This window comes from Flavobacterium sp. 2755 (assembly GCF_031455715.1).
GTDB lineage: Bacteria > Bacteroidota > Bacteroidia > Flavobacteriales > Flavobacteriaceae > Flavobacterium.
Genome location: NZ_JAVDTG010000001.1, coordinates 202,875 through 222,527 on the forward strand (window position 1 = coordinate 202,875; position 19,653 = coordinate 222,527).

Annotated in this window: 14 protein-coding genes; 9 read left to right on the top strand and 5 right to left on the bottom strand. The window is 33.3% G+C overall.

Features of this window, described 5'->3' with window-relative positions; all coding sequences use genetic code 11:
* Window positions 1–118 precede the first annotated feature (118 nt).
* The 3 genes from gap to J2Y38_RS00775 all read right to left on the bottom strand — a co-directional run bounded on the left by gap (window position 119) and on the right by J2Y38_RS00775 (window position 7,005).
* Window positions 119–1,123, bottom strand: coding sequence for a type I glyceraldehyde-3-phosphate dehydrogenase (gap, locus tag J2Y38_RS00765; RefSeq protein WP_053470186.1), 1,005 nt, complete (start codon window positions 1,121–1,123; stop codon window positions 119–121).
* Between the two features lie 94 nt (window positions 1,124–1,217).
* Entirely contained in the window at window positions 1,218–2,204 is a 987-nt protein-coding gene (gene pfkA / locus J2Y38_RS00770; RefSeq protein WP_053470187.1) for a 6-phosphofructokinase, read from the bottom strand.
* A 310-nt stretch (window positions 2,205–2,514) separates the two neighbouring features.
* On the bottom strand, window positions 2,515–7,005 hold the full coding sequence (locus tag J2Y38_RS00775; protein WP_309838655.1) for a translocation/assembly module TamB domain-containing protein: 4,491 nt from the start codon (window positions 7,003–7,005) through the stop codon (window positions 2,515–2,517).
* 208 nt (window positions 7,006–7,213) lie between these two features.
* Here J2Y38_RS00775 and tsaD point away from each other — a divergent pair, with 208 nt between their 5' ends.
* The 8 genes from tsaD (at window position 7,214) to J2Y38_RS00815 (ending at window position 14,569) form a co-directional block, all read left to right on the top strand.
* Window positions 7,214–8,236: a tRNA (adenosine(37)-N6)-threonylcarbamoyltransferase complex transferase subunit TsaD gene (gene tsaD / locus J2Y38_RS00780; protein ID WP_053470189.1), complete on the top strand. Its 1,023-nt coding sequence runs from the start codon at window positions 7,214–7,216 to the stop codon at window positions 8,234–8,236.
* A gap of 2 nt (window positions 8,237–8,238) precedes the next feature.
* A complete protein-coding gene (locus J2Y38_RS00785) occupies window positions 8,239–8,952 on the top strand; it encodes a 16S rRNA (uracil(1498)-N(3))-methyltransferase (RefSeq protein WP_309838657.1) in 714 nt (237 codons plus the stop codon).
* A gap of 142 nt (window positions 8,953–9,094) precedes the next feature.
* Window positions 9,095–9,733, top strand: coding sequence for a DUF4159 domain-containing protein (locus tag J2Y38_RS00790; protein ID WP_232682268.1), 639 nt, complete (start codon window positions 9,095–9,097; stop codon window positions 9,731–9,733).
* A gap of 104 nt (window positions 9,734–9,837) precedes the next feature.
* Complete coding sequence (locus J2Y38_RS00795; protein WP_309838661.1) at window positions 9,838–10,338, top strand: TrmH family RNA methyltransferase; 501 nt, start codon at window positions 9,838–9,840, stop codon at window positions 10,336–10,338.
* Between the two features lie 305 nt (window positions 10,339–10,643).
* Window positions 10,644–11,606: a zinc metalloprotease gene (locus J2Y38_RS00800; RefSeq protein ID WP_309838663.1), complete on the top strand. Its 963-nt coding sequence runs from the start codon at window positions 10,644–10,646 to the stop codon at window positions 11,604–11,606.
* A gap of 112 nt (window positions 11,607–11,718) precedes the next feature.
* Window positions 11,719–12,810 carry an AI-2E family transporter gene (locus tag J2Y38_RS00805; protein WP_309838665.1) on the top strand — a complete coding sequence of 364 codons (1,092 nt, stop codon included), beginning with the start codon at window positions 11,719–11,721 and terminating at the stop codon, window positions 12,808–12,810.
* Between the two features lie 2 nt (window positions 12,811–12,812).
* Window positions 12,813–13,994, top strand: a complete 1,182-nt coding sequence (locus tag J2Y38_RS00810; protein ID WP_309838667.1) for a THUMP-like domain-containing protein — start codon at window positions 12,813–12,815, stop codon at window positions 13,992–13,994.
* Window positions 13,995–14,002: 8 nt separating this feature from the next.
* Window positions 14,003–14,569, top strand: a complete 567-nt coding sequence (locus J2Y38_RS00815) for a hypothetical protein (protein WP_309838669.1) — start codon at window positions 14,003–14,005, stop codon at window positions 14,567–14,569.
* Here J2Y38_RS00815 and J2Y38_RS00820 read toward each other — a convergent pair whose 3' ends face one another.
* Complete coding sequence (locus tag J2Y38_RS00820) at window positions 14,570–15,223, bottom strand: M15 family metallopeptidase (RefSeq protein WP_309838671.1); 654 nt, start codon at window positions 15,221–15,223, stop codon at window positions 14,570–14,572.
* A 76-nt stretch (window positions 15,224–15,299) separates the two neighbouring features.
* On the opposite strand from J2Y38_RS00820, the gene J2Y38_RS00825 reads away from it, so the two are divergent.
* Window positions 15,300–17,051, top strand: a complete 1,752-nt coding sequence (locus tag J2Y38_RS00825) for a CocE/NonD family hydrolase (protein ID WP_309838673.1) — start codon at window positions 15,300–15,302, stop codon at window positions 17,049–17,051.
* 14 nt (window positions 17,052–17,065) lie between these two features.
* Here J2Y38_RS00825 and J2Y38_RS00830 read toward each other — a convergent pair whose 3' ends face one another.
* Window positions 17,066–19,342, bottom strand: coding sequence for a polyprenyl synthetase family protein (locus J2Y38_RS00830; RefSeq protein WP_309838675.1), 2,277 nt, complete (start codon window positions 19,340–19,342; stop codon window positions 17,066–17,068).
* Between the last annotated feature and the right edge of the window lie 311 nt (window positions 19,343–19,653).

The following is a 19,653-nucleotide window of genomic DNA, read 5'->3' on the forward strand; positions in this document are numbered from 1 at the left end:
TTGTTTTTTGAATTAGTTTTTCTTCAAATAAGTGTGTTTTTTACATTAATTAAAGACAGAACAAAATAAGAAAATCCCGTTACTTGGTGATAACGGGATTTTGTAAAAATATATAATATTATTTTAAACCTGCAATATGTACAGATAAATCGATCAATTTGCTTGAGTATCCGTACTCATTATCATACCAAGATACTAATTTGAAGAAAGTTGAATTTAAACCAATTCCTGCAGTAGAATCAATGATTGAAGTTCTTTTATCAGAAATGAAATCCTGAGATACAACTGCATCTTCAGTAAATCCTAAGATACCTTTTAAATCAGTTTCAGAAGATTTTTTCAAAACTGCCATAATTTCTTCATAAGAAGTTTCTTTAGCAACTTTTACAGTTAAATCAACTACAGAAACGTCAGCTGTAGGTACACGGAAAGACATTCCAGTTAATTTTCCATTCAAAGATGGAATTACTTTTCCAACCGCTTTTGCAGCTCCAGTTGAAGAAGGAATGATGTTAATTGCAGCTGCACGTCCACCTCTCCAGTCTTTTCTAGAAGGTCCGTCAGCAGTCATTTGAGTTGAAGTAGTTGCGTGAACAGTAGTCATTAAACCTTCAACGATTTCAAAATTATCGTGGATAACTTTAGCTAATGGAGCTAAACAGTTTGTAGTACAAGAAGCGTTAGAAACTACTAAATCAGAAGCTTTTGCAGTTTCGTGGTTAACTCCCATTACAAACATTGGAGCATCTGCAGATGGAGCAGAAATGATAACTTTTTTAGCACCACCTTTAATGTGCTCATTTGCAGTTTCGATAGTTGTGAAGATACCAGTACATTCTGCTACTACATCAACATCAACTTCATTCCATTTTAAGTCAGCAGGATTTCTTTCTGCAGTGATACGGATATTTCTTCCGTTTACATACAATTTTCCTTCTTTTACTTCTACAGTTCCGTTGAAACGACCGTGAACTGAATCATATTTTAATAAGTAAGCTAAGTGATCTACGTCTAATAAATCGTTGATTGCTACAACTTCTACATTATCTCTATTGAAAGACTCTCTAAAAACGATTCTTCCGATACGTCCAAATCCGTTTATTCCTAATTTTACTTTTGACATTTTACTAAATTTTTGCTTTTGTTTTTATTATACTAATTCAAAGTCTAATTTCCTCACAATAAACTTCTTCTCTTTTAAACTTTATTATATATAATTATGTCGACATGATGTCTGACACTCTCAATAATTCTCTATCAATTTCAGATTTACCTTTAATTGCCTGCTCAAGCGGAGTTAAAATAACTTTATCTTCCTTAAGACCAACCATATAATTTGATTTCCCTTCAATTAAAGATTCTACAGCTTTAACACCAAGACGGCTTGCTAAAACACGGTCAAAACAAGATGGTGAACCACCACGCTGCATGTGTCCTAAAACAGATACTCTTACGTCATACTCAGGAAGATTAGCTTCAACGTAATCTTTTAATTCGAATACGTTTTTACCAATTTTATCTCCTTCGGCAATAACAACTATGCTTGATGATTTTCCTGAAGCTTTACTTTTTTGAAGAGAGTCTAATAATCTGTCAAGACCTAAATCTTCTTCAGGAATAAGGATTTCTTCTGCACCTGCACCAATTCCGGCGTTAAGTGCAATGTGACCTGCATCTCTACCCATAACCTCTACAAAGAATAAACGGTTATGTGAACTTGCAGTATCTCTGATTTTATCAATACAGTCGACAACAGTATTTAAAGCAGTATCGTAACCTAAAGTAAAACTTGTACCATAAATATCATTATCGATTGTACCTGGAATTCCCATTACCGGGAAATTATACTCTGAATTAAAAATTAAACCTCCGGTAAAACTTCCATCGCCGCCAATAACTACTAAAGCATCAATTCCGGCTTTCAAAAGGTTTTCGTGCGCTTTTTTTCTTCCTTCCGGTGTTCTAAAATCAACAGAACGAGCTGATTTTAAGATCGTTCCTCCTTTATTTACAATATTATTCACGCTTCGAGGGCCCATTTCTTTAAAATCGCCTTCTATCATTCCTTGATACCCTCTATAAATTCCTATGCATTCTATATTATGATAAGCACATGTTCGAACAACAGATCGTATTGCAGCATTCATTCCTGGTGAGTCTCCTCCTGAGGTAAGAACACCTACTTTTTTTATTGTTTTTGACATTATTTAAGTATTAAAGTTGTAAATTTAGCAAACATTCAGCACTTTTCGGGTTATGTTTATAATAAATTAGTAAAATATGTTAAATTCAAACGTTTTCGTTAATAAGTTTTTTGATACCAAAAATTTCATTTAAAATAATAAATACCCCATTTTTTAATTAATTCTTTAAAAATAACAATACCTAAATGAAGTGTTATAAAAATATAAAGAACAGCACTTTAGCAAAAAATTACTAAAAGCGCTAAAGTTAGGCATAAAAAAACCATTCGTTGCGGCGAATGGTTTTTTTATACTCTTTTTTAACAATCTGTTAGAAATCATTGTCAGGAATCAGACCTTCATTATTGTTCTGAGGTTTTGGTTTACTCTCCTCCTCTTTTTCTTTTTCTGATTTCTTTTTATTCTTTTCAGCTTCTTTTTTATTGTTGTTGAAATTAACAAAGTCCGGATTTAAATTAGAATCCTGAAAATCATCTGAATTTTTTATGGCTTTTTCCAGTTTATGGCTTTTGAATAGTTTATTGACCAGTTCGCTAAAAGTATCAAAATCGACTTCATACGAAATACCAACTCCCTGCGTATAACCAATTCCTTGTCCTATATAATTAATATCATTTTCTTTATTAAACAAACGAAGGTTCATTGATCCATCTTCATTTACTCGGTATAAAATCTCAATATCTCCAACAATAGCAGATTCGTTTACTCCACCAACAGGAACACCTACTTTTCCGTTTATCGAAATTCGTTCATTAATCTGCGATGAAATATTGGCTACAAACTGTCCGTCGGCTTCCTGCCCTATTCTTCTGTCTGCCGATATAAAATTCAAGTCTATATTAATAAGGTCATTATCTGATTTTATAATGCCGCCTAATAAACTTGCCGCCGTCTCTGCAAATGTTCCGGATAAATCGCTTTGATTAAATCCGTCCTGACTCATAAAGGAACCTGTCGATAATAAATACAAGGCTTGCGTTTGGCGCACGTCTTTATCATCTAACTTATATTGTATCTCTGATTTTAAAACATTACTTACGGATGGAAACTGAATATCAAAATTAGGTTCAGGGCTTGTTAAATCTCCTCTTAAACCAATTACAACTTCAACAGGAACTTTTTTATTGAAAGATGAATTGTCTAATAATACCGCAGGATTTGCCGATGTCCTGTAAACAGCTTCTAAATTCAGCTGGGCTTTCATTGGATTTCCTTCCCAAATAATCGAACCACCTTTTTTAACCGCAAACTTTTTATCGATTAAACCTCCGTATTTAAAGTTATATGTTCCTTCGTATGCCTGGAAATCCCCCCACATATTGAATTTACCCAACGTATTGATTTTAAACAATAACGATCCGTATCCTTTTCCTTTCATACCGTGGCCGGAATTTCTGTCGAGAATTACTTCAACTTCGGCATCTGGCGTAATATCAAAATCAAACTCTAATTCAAGTCCGTTATAATTTCTGGTTTTCTCAACAATGCCTTTGGCTAAATTGTATTTCTCTTTTGGCGTTACAAAATGAATCCAGTTGCTTTCGCTGGAATTTTGCACGTTACTGATAGGAATTTTAACTTCTGTTCCTTTTTCAGATTTTGCATCAACCTTAATAAACAAACTTTCTGTTGGACCTTTTATACTTGCCGTTCCGTTTATAAATGCCGTTCCAAAATAGGCCGCATCTTCGCTGTCTTTTGTATCAAGCGCTAGTAAGCGTTTTGAAGTTATGGTTAAATCTAATTTCCAGTCTCCAAAATTATGATGTTCAATCGTTCCGTTCAGCAATCCTTTTGTTCCGAATTTTGTATCGGTTAACTGATTATTTCTAAACAGGAATTTTTCATCGGTTAAATCAATAACTGTTCTGTCGCTTAATGCATAATCAACATTTAGGTACGGAATTGTCATTCCGGCTTTCTCCACATACAAACGTCCGTTGATTTCCGGTTTTTTCAAATTCCCCACAACAGCCGCATTTCCTGAAACAGAACCTCTTACATTTGATAATACATCGCCGCCGACAGTTCCTAAAGTTGCCAGATTAAATCCTTCCAGCTTTAAATTTAAATCTAAAAATGTCTCTTTATTTTCGACTGCAATAGTTCCGTTTGCCCTAAACGACTCTGCAAAGCCATTTACAATCGAAGAATTTATAGTAAACTTTTTAAAACTCTGATCTCCGGAAATATCAAAATTCAAAGTTCCCAGATCGACTTTATTCAAATTAAGATGATCTACCACAATACTCGCCGTGGGCTGAAAGACATCTTTATTCTGCTTATAATTTATATTTCCGTTTAAGTTTCCGTTGAAAACAAACTTGGAATTAAAAGGCGTAATTTTATTGATATCAACATCTTCAAAATTGAGGACGATATCTTTATAATCTTTTCCTTTAATGACACCGTTTAAATCAATTTTCTGGTTTTCATGCGACAATACAATATTATCAATCGTGAAGTTTTTAAAATACTGATCAAAAACAATCTGATTATCTTTCTTTGCATCTTCATTTAAATACCATAAATAGTCTTTAAACTTCATTTCAGATTTCTTGATCCCGACTATGTTATTTTTGTTTTTATCAATGGTATGAAACAAATCGAGATTGAAATAATCCTGCCCTTTGTCGCCGCCCTTAAACTCAGAACGAACAAACAAAGTATCTTTTGCTGTTACATTGATTAAATTGAAATCTCGTATTTTATAATACGGCGTTTTGATACTATCTAACTCAATGAAAGCATTATAAAGCGGATTTTTATTATCAATGCTTATTCTGATATTATCAAAAGTATTTTTGGCCGCGCTGATTTGTTTTGATCTAAATCCGAATTTAAATTCCTGTAAGTCAGAATCGATTTTTCCGCGAACTACTGTACTCGAATCGATTTTCATTTCGGGATACAGCATTTCGACAACCTTATTATATACATGAAAGTTGAAACGCAGAAACTGCCCTTTTTTAACTTTAAAAGGTTTATAATTGGTATAAAGACTTCCAACAGAATTCATCACCAATTTATCTAATTGTGCAAACTGAAATTTACCCACAATTTTACCTTCAACAATATCCGATGAATTAACAGTTATAGTACGAAGTCTGTCTGCATCAAAATTCGAGCTTACAGTAACTTCATCAAAAGCATACGTTGCTTTTGGGTTTTGATACACAGCATCTTTAATATAAATATTTCCCTGAAGATTCTCGATCGAATTTCCTGTTAACTGTACAACAGCATCTCCTTTAAAATGGGAAATTGAATCACTTATGAATTTCAGTTTTCGCAAATCAGAGTTTTCGACATTGATATGAAAATCGTAACGGCTTTCTTTTTTACTTAAATCAACCAAACCATCAAATGTCAAATTAAGGTTTGGATCATTTACAGAGATTTGTCCTTTATAATAAGGAAGCTTGAAATTACCATTTACAACAATGTTACTATACGTATATTTATTATAATCTAATTTAGCAATATCTCCTTTTACAATAGTGTTCAGGTATTTTTCTGTAAAACCAACACCGTCAACATCAACATCTAAAGTTGTTCTCCCAATATCTTTTCGATCTAATAAAGCACCAACATTAAAATTATCCAGAACTATATTTCCTGCATAAGAAGCCTTATCGATAAAATCCATATTATTCATATGAAGATTAACTTTACCGTTTCCTAAATCAGTTGCCATTTTAAAATCGGCTTCTAAATCTGTTGTCGAAACTTTTGCCTTTCCAACAATATTAAATTTCCCAATTCTTTTTAATTCTTTCGGAAGTTTTTTACCTAAAATACCCGGCAGTAAAACTACCAGATCATCATAACTTGAAATCAATTTATCAAACTTTCCGTCCATAGAAAACTTTTGCTCTTTTGAGCCTAAAAGGTTTCTAAAATTAATTGTTCCAAAAATTTTCGAACCGTTTGTATCGGTAAGCCTAAGGCGGTTTAAATTCAGGTTATTTAAAGTTCCTTTTATTTTAGTTCTAATTTTAAAATGCTGGTTTTTACCTAAACCGTCATAAAAATAACGAATATCATTTGAAGCAATTGAAGACGAATCCAGCGCAACATTAAACTGTACTTTATCTGTAAACTCCAGAAAATCCCCGGGCTTATAATTTAAAATAGCTTTTCCGTAAAGCGAAGATCTTTTGGTTTTAATCGCTAAATTGTCGACCTGAATTCTTTTTTTGGTATAACTAAATTTCCCTGTAAAATTAGAAACATACAAACCACGGTGATCCTGAAAAGAAAACCTGTGAATTATAGTGTTTACATCTGGGCCATATAATTTAAAATCGCTTATGTAAGCGTTTAGTTTCTTGAAATCTAAAAACTGAGGCGTCCTTTTATTTTCGTCTACAACAGAAAAATTTCCATTTTCGATATAAGCGTTTTTAGCTGTAAAGAGAAAATGTTTACCCGATTGTTTCTTTTCTTCTTTGGTTTCAAACAATTTAATAAACTTATTAATATTGTTTTCATCCTCGTTTTTATACGTTTTTATATTAAAAATCAAGCCCGTTAAACGAATGTCTCCAAAAAGTAAATCGCCGTCGATAAGCCTTTTTATACTTAAGATATCAGTACTAATAATATCAGAATAAATCAACGTTTTTTTATGATGATCTAAAATCAGGACTTTTTTAAGTTTTACACCGCCAAAAATATTAATAGCAACTTTATCAACACTAATGTTTGTTTTGAAATCAGTATTTAAAGTTTCGGTAAGATATTTTGCGATTTTTGTCTGTACGACAGGCAGAGAAAGAGTGATAGCAAGTATCAGCAAAAGTAAAATTAAGCCAATCAGGGTTCTGGATACTATTTTCTTAACTCTTTTGATAACTGGTAATATTATTGTGTTTTTGTTTAAATTTAATTTGAACAGACAAAGGTCGGCTGTTTTGATAAAAATTCTTTAATTTTGGGGCTCTGCTTCAAATCAAAAAAATTCAAAATTTGATTTGTCAAATATAATTCAAAATTCGTGCCTTTATATGCAAAATTCAGAGGTTTTTATTCTAGCCATCGAAAGTTCATGCGATGATACTGCTGCCGCAGTTTTACATAACGATAAAGTTCTCTCAAATGTTGTGGCTAATCAATTAATTCACAATCAATATGGCGGTGTAGTTCCTGAATTAGCTTCGAGAGCACATCAGCAAAATATAGTTCCTGTTATCGACGCAGCGCTTCGTAAAGCAAATGTACAAAAAGAACAGTTAACTGCCATTGCCTTTACACAAGGTCCGGGATTAATGGGGTCCTTGCTAGTAGGAAGTTCTTTCAGTAAATCATTATCATTAGCATTAAACATTCCGTTAATTGCTGTAAATCATATGCATGCCCATATTTTAGCACATTTTATTGATGAAGAAGGCTATGATAAACCTGAGTTTCCTTTTTTGGCTTTAACCATAAGCGGAGGACATACGCAGATTGTAAAAGTGAACAGCTTTTTTGATATGGAAATTATTGGTGAAACGACTGATGATGCCGTTGGAGAAGCTTTTGACAAGAGTGCAAAAATTTTAGGACTTCCTTATCCGGGCGGGCCTTTGATTGACAAATATGCTAAAGAAGGAAATCCAAAAGCTTTTACTTTTACAAAACCGAAAGTACCTGGGTTGGATTTTAGTTTTTCGGGATTGAAAACAGCAATTCTATATTTTATACAGAAGAATAAACTGGAGAATCCAAATTTTGTGGATGAAAACCTAAACGATATCTGCGCTTCTATTCAGCATACAATTATCGAAATCTTGATGGACAAACTAAAACTGGCTGTTAAAGAAACCGGAATTAAGCAAATTGCTATTGGCGGAGGAGTTTCGGCAAATTCAGGAATCAGAACTACTTTGAAGGAAAGTGAAGCCAAATACGGATGGAAAACTTTTATTCCGAAATTTGAATATACTACAGATAATGCCGCAATGATTGGAATTGTGGGCTATCAAAAATATTTATCAAGTCGTTTTGAAACTTCTGCTGTAGTTTCTAAAGCGCGAATTCAATTTTAATTATGCAGTTATTTTACAATCCGGATATTGACGAAACAACCGAAAGTTTTTCTTTTGATAAAGAAGAAAGCAAACATATTATAAAAGTTTTACGAAAGAAAGATTCAGATATTCTGCATGTTACAAACGGTTTAGGTGTATTGTTTGAAACTGAAATAACTTTGGCTTCAGACAATAAATGTATTGTTGCCGTTCGCTCAATAACAAAATCTCCCGAACCAAAATTCCGTCTGCATTTAGCGGTTGCACCAACCAAAATGAACGATCGTTTTGAATGGTTTTTAGAAAAGGCTACAGAAATTGGAATTCAGGAAATTACGCCTATTATCTGCGATCGTTCTGAAAGAAAAGTGATTAATTTAGAGCGTTTTGAAAAGATTATTTTATCGGCAATGAAACAATCAAATGAAATGTTTCTTCCAAAATTAAACGATGCCATTTCGTTTAAAGAATTTGTGAAACAAAAAAATCAAGGCTTACAATTTATTGCTCATTGTGAAGAAACCGACAAAAAATCTTTGAAGGAAACTTTAAAGCCAAATGAAAATGTAACTTTATTAATTGGTCCTGAAGGGGATTTCTCTGAAAAAGAAATAGCTTTGGCCATTGAAAATAAATATCAGCCGGTAACTTTAGGAAATACACGTTTGCGAACAGAAACTGCTGCAGTTGTGGCTTGTCATAGTGTTGTATTTTTTAATGAAGTGCCTAATTAAAGACAATCTTGTCATCCTGAGGAACGAAGGATCGCACTAGTTGATCGACACAGATTGGCGACTTTCTGTGCGGAGTTTCTTGTGCGATCCTTCGTTCCTCAGGATGACAAAAAAGCCAAATAACAGGCAATTTAAAATTATTATGAAAAAAATATTTTACTTATTATTACTTTTTTCAATCTCATCCTTTTCTCAGGAAATTGCTTTGCTTAAATACAGCGGCGGCGGCGATTGGTATGCAAACCCAACATCGTTGCCTAACTTAATCCGTTTTTGCAATTCGACAATCAATACCAGAATAAAAGCAAAACCTTCAACAGTTGAGCCAAGTAATCCTGATTTGCTTTCGTATCCGTTTGTACATATGACTGGGCACGGAAATGTTGTTTTTAGCGATTCTGACATAACCAATCTTAGAAATTATTTATACGGAGGCGGTTTTCTTCATATCGATGATAATTACGGAATGGATCAATATATTCGAAAAGAAATCAAAAAAATATTTCCGAATAATAATTTAGTTGAAATTCCGGCAAATCATCCTATTTTTCAAAAACCATTTCCGTTCCCAAACGGATTGCCTAAAATTCACGAACACGACGGAACCCGTCCGCAGGCGTTTGGAATTTTTGTAGAGAATAAATTGGTTTTATTGTATACTTACGAGTGCGATTTAGGCGACGGCTGGGAAGATCCTGAAGTTCATAATGATCCGGCAAATGTTCGAGACAAGGCTCTAAAAATGGGCGCTAACATTATCAATTATATTTTTACTAATTAGTGACTAGTCTAAAGTGATTAGTAACTAGTAATTCATCAATTTTAAAAAAACAACGTCACCTCTCAACACTATCACTTTTTACTAATTATTTTTTACTAACAAAAATGCAGCTTACTCACGAAGAAAATCAATTTGAGCGAAAAACATTTCCTATAACTCTGGTTTGCGATCATATTTATTTTCAGCAAAACATAGGTTCGCTCTTTAGAATTTCTGAGGCTTTTGGTGTCGAAAATATTATTTTTCTTGGGAAAGACATTCCGCTTACGCCAAGAAAAATCAACAAAACTTCTCGCAGTACACATCTTCATGTACCGCATCAAATTATTGAAGAAACTTCTGAATTAATCGAATATTTGCAACAAAACAATTTCGAAGTTATTGCGTTAGAAATTACAAGCAACAGCAAGCCTCTAAGAGAAGTTGTGATTCCAAGCAAAAAAATTGCACTTATAATTGGAAGTGAAATTGATGGTATTTCAGATGAACTTTTAAAAATCTGCGATCAAATTGTGCATATCAATATGTTTGGAAAAAATTCCAGTATGAATGTTGTGCAAGCTGCCAGTATTGCACTCTATGAGATTACTTCTTTCCCTCTTTAACATAAAAAAACACTTTTTTAAAAAACGTAGAAATACGTAGGAAAAACGTTAAAATTTAGATAAACGTTTTAGTAAAAGGTTAAATTTCAATCTAATTATAGTTTTTTTACTCCTAAAATATTCATAAATAAGAATTTACATCACAAAAATAACTTTAACATTTTTGTAAGAACTAGACTATACAAGGGATCGTGAAATTTCTCAAAAATTATTTCATATAAAAATTTGGCTACAAAATGATTTTGTTATAAAATTGCGATCTGGTTAACCAAAACTAATATTTTATAACAAAAAACCCCGTTATTATGAAAAAAGTTATTATTACTGCATTTACAGCACTAGTGCTGTTTTCTTGTCAAAACGATCAATCTGCTGATTCAAGCGGATCTGAAGCTGCTGTAGCAAAAGCAACTCTTCGCTCTTGCGCAACTCAGGATGTTTTAGAAGCTCAATTAAAAGCTGATCCTACATTAGCGATCAGAATGAACGAAATTGAAGCTTTTACAAACAAAACTTTACTTTCAGGGAAACTTGTAAATGGTAAAATTCAGATTCCTGTTGTAGTAAATGTTTTGTACAGAACAACTGCAGAGAATATCTCAAATGCTCAAATTCAATCTCAAATTGATGTTCTAAACAAAGATTTCAACGCACAAAACTCTGATTATAACAGCGTACCGGCACTTTTTGCAGGTGTTAAAGCTAATGTTGGAATTTCATTTGTTTTAGATCAGGTTATTAGAAAATCTACAACTAAAACTTCTTGGGGAACAAATGATGCTATGAAAAAAACAGCTCAGGGCGGTTTAGCACCAACTTCTCCAACTACAAAGCTTAATTTATGGGCTTGTACTATTGGTGGTGGAATTTTAGGTTATGCACAATTTCCTGGAGGATCTTCTTCTACAGACGGAGTTGTAATTGATTCTAAATATTTCGGATTGTCTGGTTCTGCAAATGCTCCTTATAACTTAGGAAGAACTGGTACTCACGAAGTTGGACACTGGATGAACTTACGTCACATTTGGGGAGATGCAACTTGCGGAAGCGATTTAGTTTCAGATACACCTACTCACAACACTGCAAACTATGGCGTTCCTGCTTACCCACACTACAGTACTTGTTCTGGTACTCCGGTAGAAATGACAATGAACTACATGGATTACACTGATGATGCTGGAATGTATATGTTCTCTAACGGACAGAAAAACAGAATGGCTGCTATCTTCGTAAGCGGAGGTGCAAGATTTTCTTTTGGACAGCCATAATTTAAATAGTCTTAAAATACCCTATAAAAGCGAGATGGAAACATCTCGCTTTTTTATTTTAAAGCTAGAATATTAAAAGGTTTTTCCTATTTTTATAGTCTAAAATTTAAATATGATAACGTCAAAAACTATTTCTAACGGAATCTTAAGAGCATTAGCTACAATATTAATAATTGGTATTGTTTTATACTTTCTGTACGAAATACAAACTGTAATTGTTTACTTGTGTATTTCTTTGATATTGTGCCTAATATCAAATCCGCTGGTTTTGTTTTTAAAGAATAAATTAAAATTCAAAGATTCGCTTGCTGCAACGACCGCCATTGTAATTTTTATATTATTAATGGTTGGCTTTATCTTTTTGTTTGTTCCGTTAATCATTTCTCAGGCTAATAATTTATCGTTGCTGGATACCAACCAATTGCAGACACAATTTATGGAAACAGAGCAGAGTATTGAAACCTATTTTAATATTCAGCATTTTGATTTAAATAAAGTGCTGAGAGATTCTAAAGTCACTTCGATGTTGAATTTCAGTTATTTTACCGGTTTTATCAATTCGATTTTGAACTTTATGGCCGATATGGGAATGGGATTAGTTTCGGTATTTTTTATTACCTTTTTCTTTATTAAAGATCAGGATCAGTTTAAATCTACAGCACGAAAATTACTTCCGGATTCAAATGAAGATAAAATCATAAATTCTATCACTAAGATAAATCATATGTTAACCCGCTATTTTATTGGGCTTTTACTTCAATTAACGGTTGTATTTATTCTTTATCTGATTGTATTGGTCATTTTTGGAAACAAAAATGCATTTGTTATTGCGTTTTTATGTGCTGTCTTAAATATCATCCCGTACATCGGGCCGATTATTGGAACTATTTTAGCAGCTCTTTTAACCATGATCAGCTTAATTGGTCAGGATTTTAGATCTGAAATTTTACCAACTACTATTTATGTTGTGATCGGATTTTTACTGGTTCAGGCCATTGATAATAATATCAGCCAGCCTATAATTTCATCAAAAAGCGTAAATTCGCACCCGCTGGAAATATTCCTGATTACTTTAATTAGCGGCATTACCTTTGGAATTGTGGGAATGATTATCGCAGTTCCGCTTTTTACGATGATAAAAGTAATTTTAAAAGAATTTTTTCCGGATAACAAAATTATATCTGTTTTAACCGAAAGAATTTAGCTTTGAACACTTCTATTTTAAGTAAAAATATTCAAGATTTTATAACGCTGAATAGCAGTGAATCCATTACAAAATTAGCACTTCAAAAAAATCCTTTTCCTGAGGTGGAATGGATTTTAATTTTAAACCAAATTGAAGCGAAGTCAAAAGCAAAAGACAAATTACCAACTTGGTTTGCAACGGAAAACATCATTTATCCGAGTAAAATTTCTGTAGAGCAGACTTCTTCTGAAAAAACGGCGGCTTACAAAGCTTCTTTAATTTCGGGAGAAAGTTTAATTGATCTTACCGGAGGTTTTGGCGTTGATGATTATTATTTTTCTAAACAATTTAAAACTATTGCCCATTGCGAAATAAACGAAGATTTATCTGCAATTGTAAAACATAACTTCAAGCAATTAGGCGTTGAAAACTGCAGCTTTTATGCCGATGATTCTGCCAATGTTTTAAATAATTCAAACCAGAAATGGGATTGGATTTATATTGACCCTTCCAGAAGAAATGATGCAAAAGGCAAAGTTTTTATGCTGAAGGACTGTCTGCCAAATGTTCCCGAATCTTTAGATCTCTATTTTGAAAAGGCTGATTCTATTTTAATTAAAACCGCACCTTTATTGGATATTTCCGCAGGTTTATCTGAATTGAAATTTGTAAAAAACATTCATATCATCGCGCTCGAAAATGAAGTTAAGGAATTGCTTTTTGAAATTCATAAAAATTATTCAGGCAATATAACTTTAAAAACGGCCAATATTTTAAAAGATAAAGTTGAAACATTTGAATTTGTTTTAGGCGATGATATTCCATTTCCAACTTACCATCTTCCTCAAAAATATCTTTACGAACCAAATTCGGCAATTATGAAGTCGGGCGGGTTTGATGAAGTAAGCACGATATTCCAAATCAATAAACTGCATAAACATTCCCATTTATATACTTCTGACGATTTAATTGATTTTCCCGGACGCCGTTTTGAGATAGAGAAAGTAATTTCATACAGCAAAAATGAGATGAAAACAGAACTTTTAAATCAGCAGGCAAACGTTACAACCCGCAACTTTCCTGAAACTGTAGAAAACATTCGGAAGAAATGGAAAATAAAAAATGGAGGAAATATTTATTGTTTTTTTACAACAGATAAAAATGAAAGCAAAATAGTTTTAATTTGCAGAAAAATAATCTAAATCTAAAAATGAAACAACTAATTACTCTAACTCTTTTTTTATTAACCTTTACCGCATTTGCTCAAAAACCTTGTGAATACAGTGCCAATGTAACGGACTCGATTGGAACTTATAAAGTAACTAATGAATATTTGATAAGTGAGAAAAACTTTGGCGGTACTTTTAGTTATGTTTTCTTTTCGCTTGCGCAGACAGACGGTTTACCTACTTTAAATTTACAGCTTATTCAAAAAAGCAAAGACTTTATAAAAGCGAATTGTTTTGATAAAAATTCTAAAGTTTATTTACAATTAGAAAACGGAAAAATTGTTACACTCCTTCATATTAATCAGGAAAACTGCGGAACTTTAATTCGCGACGACAAAGGTTTTGATAACCGTGTAAACACAGGGATTTTTATGTTTATGAAAGATAATTATGAAGATTTAAAAACTTCACCTGTTTTGATTATGCGAATTAAGTATCTTACGGATACAGAAGATTATATTGTAAAAAGAGAATTAGTTTCTGAAATGAATAACAAAACGTATCAGCCCAATACGTATTTCATGCAGAATATCAAATGCGTTGAGTAATTATTCGCAATTCCATTTTTGATTCGCAACCGGGTCTTTTAATCCGGTTTTTAAATTATAATGCCACCACTCTGAATCAAACGAATTGAAACCGTTCTGGATCATTATTTTTTTAAGGAATTTTCGATTTGCTAAAACTTCTTTAGAAAGTTTAGTGTAATTGTGGCCTGCTTCCGGACCAAAAAAGTCAAAAGCAGTTCCCATTTCAATTTCTTTTCCGTTTGCATCGACTAACGAAATATCTACGGCTCCTCCTCTATTGTGGATGGAGCCTTTTTTTGGATCTGCCACATACTCCGGATTCGAAACAATTTTCCACATTTTCTGCTGAATCGATAAAGGTCTGTAGCAATCGTACAGCTTTATTTTATATCCTTTTTTTATAAAATCTTTATTGGCCGCCACTAAAGCTTTTACGGTTTTTAATCGCAGGAAACATTCTGCACAATCATATACTTTTGCCTTCAGGAAATTATCTTCTGTGGCATATTTCATATCATAAATAAAATCTTTGCTGTAATCCTTAAGATTTACAAAGGTTGTATCCTCAATTTTATTTTCTACAGGTTCTGCATACGCTTCATTTTGTGCTTTCGCAGAAATTATCCAGCAAAAGCATATTAAAAAAAATGAAGATTTGATATATTGTAACATGAAGTTATAATTTTGAGTCTTTATTAAGTAAATATATAAATTTATAATTAAATTCGTTTAACTAAAAAACTTACAAATGATGAATAATAAAGCATTGTTTTTATTTCTGAGTTTAATTTTTACAATCTGCGGGCTTTCTGCCCAACAGACAAAAGCCACAAAATTAGCAAGTAACGAAAGTGATTACGATATTCAGGACAGTGTTTCGATTACAACGCGAGACGGTGCGATATTATCTGCAATGGTTGCCCGAAAAAAGAGTGATAACGATGCTAAACCTGTAATTCTTCAATACACGATTTATGTTCGTGACAAAGGCAGGGATCTTAAAACCATAAAAGAATCTGTTGATAACGGTTATATAGGTGTTATTGTATATTCTCGCGGAAAGCGTTTCAGTCCAAACGAAATCGATCCGTATGAAAATGAAGCTAACGATGCTTATGATGCAATTGACTGGATCAGCAAACAAAAATGGTGTAACGGAAGCGTTGGAATGTATGGCGGAAGTTATAACGGTTTTACGCAATGGGCGGCTTGTAAAAAGATGCATCCGGCGCTTAAAACAATTGTTCCTTATGTTGCCAACAGACCCGGAATGGGATTACCAATGGAAAATAATGTTTTTATAAACCCCAATTACGAATGGGCTTTTTATGTGGGAAACAATAAATATCTTGATACGGTTACGAATAATAACCGACCTCGCTTTAGAGGATTAAAGTTTAGATGGTGGGAATCCGGAGCAGCTTATAAAACATTAGACAGTATTGACGGCGAGCCTAACAGATGGTTTCAAAAATGGATAAAACATCCATCATTTGATGATTACTGGCAGAAAATGGCGCCTTATAAAAATGATTTTTCGCAGATTAATATTCCGGTTTTAGCTTTTGATGGTTATTATAATGATTCTCAAAACTCTAGCTTATATTATTTGAAAGAACTTCAAAAGTACAGTCCGAAAACACCTTTTTACCTTGTAATTGGTCCTTATGGCCATTTTGGAACCCAGATTGGCGGTGAAGCCATTTTAAATGAATATAAAGTTGACTCCAATGCTTTAATCGATATTAAAAAAATTACGTATCAATGGTTTGATTTTATTTTGAAAAACGGCACGAAACCTGAAATTCTAAAAGATAAAATCAATTACGAAGTTATGGGTGTGAATGAATGGAAAAGTGCTTCTTCATTTGAAAAAATGCACAATAGTTTCCTGACTTTTTATTTAACAGCAAATAAATCCGGAGATTTCCATTTAGCCGATTCTCAAAAACCTAAGAAAAAAGAATTCCTATCGCAGGAAGTTGATTTTACAGACCGACAAACAAGCAATAACAATTATTATCCCAATCCGATTATTCAAAAAGAAGTCAGTAAATATGACGGTTATTTTTTTATAAGCGAGCCATTAAAAGAAGCTTTGATTGTAAACGGATCATTTTTGGGAGAAATCAAATGCAGCATCAACAAAAAAGATATGGATTTGGGTGTAACACTTTATGAGGTTACGCCAACTGGTGAATACTTTCATTTATCGTATTACATAGGCCGCGCCAGTTATGCAAAAGATATTGAAAAAAGACAGCTTTTAGAACCTAATAAAATGGAAACAATCTCTTTTACTAATACGCATTTTGTGAGTAAACAACTAAGCAAAGGAAGCCGTTTACTGATTTCTGTTAATGTAAATAAAAACCCGTTTTCGCAGTTAAATTACGGAACCGGAAAAGAAGTAAGCGATGAAACTATTCTGGATGCAAAAGTGCCTTTGCAGATAAAATGGTATAATGATAGTTTTGTGAAAATTCCGGTTTTGAAATGAGTGTAATTTTAAAATCATTCCTTTTTTAAGGCATACCAGCCAAAAGCACGTAATCTTACTTTAAAAAAGGAATCTGGCAGGAGTTTATCCAATTTTTCCCATGCGGCTTCTACAAGTTCATCGGCTTCTTGTCTACAGGCTTCGATGGCTCCGCAATCTTGCAATAAATGAATTACAGAAGCTATTACTGCCCTGTCCGTTGGCAGCGTCTGAATGGTTTCCCATACATATTCGCGCTGATTTAAAGGCATTAAACCCATCGCTTTTGCCACCGGCATGGTTATTTTTCCGGCTGTAATATCTTCACCTTTATCTTTAAGATTATTTTCATAACCTTGTAAATTCAGTACATCATCCATTATTTGATACGCCACACCAATTGCTTCTAAAAAACTGCTTAATGCCTCAATTTCTTCAGGTTTTCCACCTCCTATTAATCCTCCCAGCTTGGCTAATGTACAGGCGGGCGTTGCAGTTTTTAATCTGTGTATAGTGTAAATTCTATTCTCAAGCGTTGAACTATTTCCCTTGTAAACAGCCTCTGGCATAAGATCATGAAGTCCGCTGATATCCATTGCCTGGCCTGCATGTGCTGCACGCATCATTTCAAAATAAAGTTCATAAACTTTTATCCGAATATCATCCGGAAGTTTAGGTTCATGCATAAATAATTCCGAAATAAAATAACTGGCATTACCGGCATTAATTGCAAGTGTTTCTCCGTAAAGAAGATGCAGCGCTGAGCCTCCTCTGCGCGTGTCAGATCTGTCCTGAACATCATCTACAATTAATGATCCTGTATGTATAAACTCCGGCATGGCAAGCCAGTCAATAAAAGGCTGAGAGTTTCCACCAACACTATCTATACAAGCCAAAAATATATATGAACGCCAGGCTTTTTTACTTCTGTCTACGATTTCCCTTATAGGTTTTATTACAGACGAAACATATTGTTCTTTATCAGCAGCGCTCAAAAAGGAAACTCCCAACGGACTATTAACCAACTTGTAAAATTGATCGTCACTAGGATTTAAAGGCATTAAAGATTCAACCGATTTTTGTGTAGTGTCGCCTACTGCTTTTAAGAAGCTTTCGATATTTGTTTTGGTACTAAATCCGTTTCTTTCGATGTAGCCCTGACCGGAAACTTGTGTATCCATAAATTTTCCTTCGGCACTTACACTGCCTTCCCAAAATGCGGGCGCAGAAAGAATAGTAATAAATTCCTGTTCGGGAAAATCTGCGGTTATAGAAAGATAAATATTAAGCAGTGGTATTTCTATTTTCCAAGAAACAGGATAGGAAATAAAAGTTCGGGCGCTTGTCCAATATTTTTCAGGTAAAAATGAGTAATCCTCTGTGCTTATTCTTTCTCCATCAGGATTAATGATAATGATGGTTCCTCCCGCATGTTCGCCATTTTTTGTATTATCAAAAAGATCGTAACCTGATAACTGATACCCATTATCTAACTGAAGTGCAATCCAGTTCCAATCCATTTCTTGCTTAAATTCAAATGTTGAAGTTTCATCCGCCGGTCTGCTAAATTCATGATCGTACCAGCCGCTTCCTTCTACTTCATAAACCGTATTACCAATTTGAATTTCTCCACTTACTTCGCACTTTGGAATAAAATAATAAAACATTTCTTCTTTTCTAATTCCGCTTACCACACCATCAATTCCATGACGTATCGGTTTTGTTAATGGAGTAAATGAAAGTTTACATACAATTTCATTTAGCGGATTTTCGAGCTTTAAATGATAATTGCCGTGTTCGTCTTTTTTAAAAGAGTTTTCATCATATTCAAGAGAAAGATTATTTATACCAATATTTGCGGGCAGTTTAAGAAGTCTGTCTGGCAGCGGTGTATTTCCTTTTTCATATACCTCTTTTAGTGCACGGCGAATCCATCTGCTTCCTTCGTTTTTTTCTTCGTTCTTTTTAATCGCTTTTAATACTTGTGCCGGTGTAGTTGGATCTACAAGAGCATCCCTATAATATTTCTGTTCGGTTTTATCTGATAAAGACCATATTACAGAATGTGTATAATTCAAATTTCCTGTTGTCTCTTCTTTTACTGCCACTCTAAAAAAAGAAGCAAATAAAGACAGCTGTTTTCCATCTTTAGATCTGAGATGACAATTTTGATACCACCACTCGATTAGTGACTCATGATGCGGGAGGTCATGAATATTTAAATCAATTGGCCCATCAGCAGGCCAAGTCGAAGGAAAATGATATTCAATATCGATCAGGTTTGGTTGTTGTGCATTAGTTTCTTTTTTCATAGTGTTAGATATATTCGTTATTAAAAACAATATTCCATCTCGCTTTTCGAATTTGCATCGATAACGAAAACAGTATTAAAAATTGAATGCTGTACCACAACTCAAAACAGGAACGCTACTTACTTTTACTAAGCTGCAATAAAAAATCATCGCTATTTAGTAAAGCGTTAATTTTGTAAGAATAAAGTTAATATAATTAAATGAAGTACTGACAGGTATATTTACGTATTTTACTGAATAACAGAAAATTAACAATAAACAAACATTCACTGATTGATTATTAATCTCTGTAAGTAAGAAGTAATCGAGAC

Excerpts from the sequence above, each read along its gene's own strand:
- J2Y38_RS00785 (WP_309838657.1), top strand. The coding sequence starts at position 8,239 with ATGCAGTTATTTTACAATCCGGATATTGACGAAACAACCGAAAGTTTT.
- gap (WP_053470186.1), bottom strand. The coding sequence starts at position 1,123 with ATGTCAAAAGTAAAATTAGGAATAAACGGATTTGGACGTATCGGAAGA.
- J2Y38_RS00825 (WP_309838673.1), top strand. The coding sequence starts at position 15,300 with ATGATGAATAATAAAGCATTGTTTTTATTTCTGAGTTTAATTTTTACA.
- J2Y38_RS00805 (WP_309838665.1), top strand. The coding sequence starts at position 11,719 with ATGATAACGTCAAAAACTATTTCTAACGGAATCTTAAGAGCATTAGCT.
- tsaD (WP_053470189.1), top strand. The coding sequence starts at position 7,214 with ATGCAAAATTCAGAGGTTTTTATTCTAGCCATCGAAAGTTCATGCGAT.
- J2Y38_RS00800 (WP_309838663.1), top strand. The coding sequence starts at position 10,644 with ATGAAAAAAGTTATTATTACTGCATTTACAGCACTAGTGCTGTTTTCT.
- pfkA (WP_053470187.1), bottom strand. The coding sequence starts at position 2,204 with ATGTCAAAAACAATAAAAAAAGTAGGTGTTCTTACCTCAGGAGGAGAC.
- J2Y38_RS00820 (WP_309838671.1), bottom strand. The coding sequence starts at position 15,223 with ATGTTACAATATATCAAATCTTCATTTTTTTTAATATGCTTTTGCTGG.
- J2Y38_RS00795 (WP_309838661.1), top strand. The coding sequence starts at position 9,838 with ATGCAGCTTACTCACGAAGAAAATCAATTTGAGCGAAAAACATTTCCT.
- J2Y38_RS00815 (WP_309838669.1), top strand. The coding sequence starts at position 14,003 with ATGAAACAACTAATTACTCTAACTCTTTTTTTATTAACCTTTACCGCA.
- J2Y38_RS00830 (WP_309838675.1), bottom strand. The coding sequence starts at position 19,342 with ATGAAAAAAGAAACTAATGCACAACAACCAAACCTGATCGATATTGAA.
- J2Y38_RS00790 (WP_232682268.1), top strand. The coding sequence starts at position 9,095 with ATGAAAAAAATATTTTACTTATTATTACTTTTTTCAATCTCATCCTTT.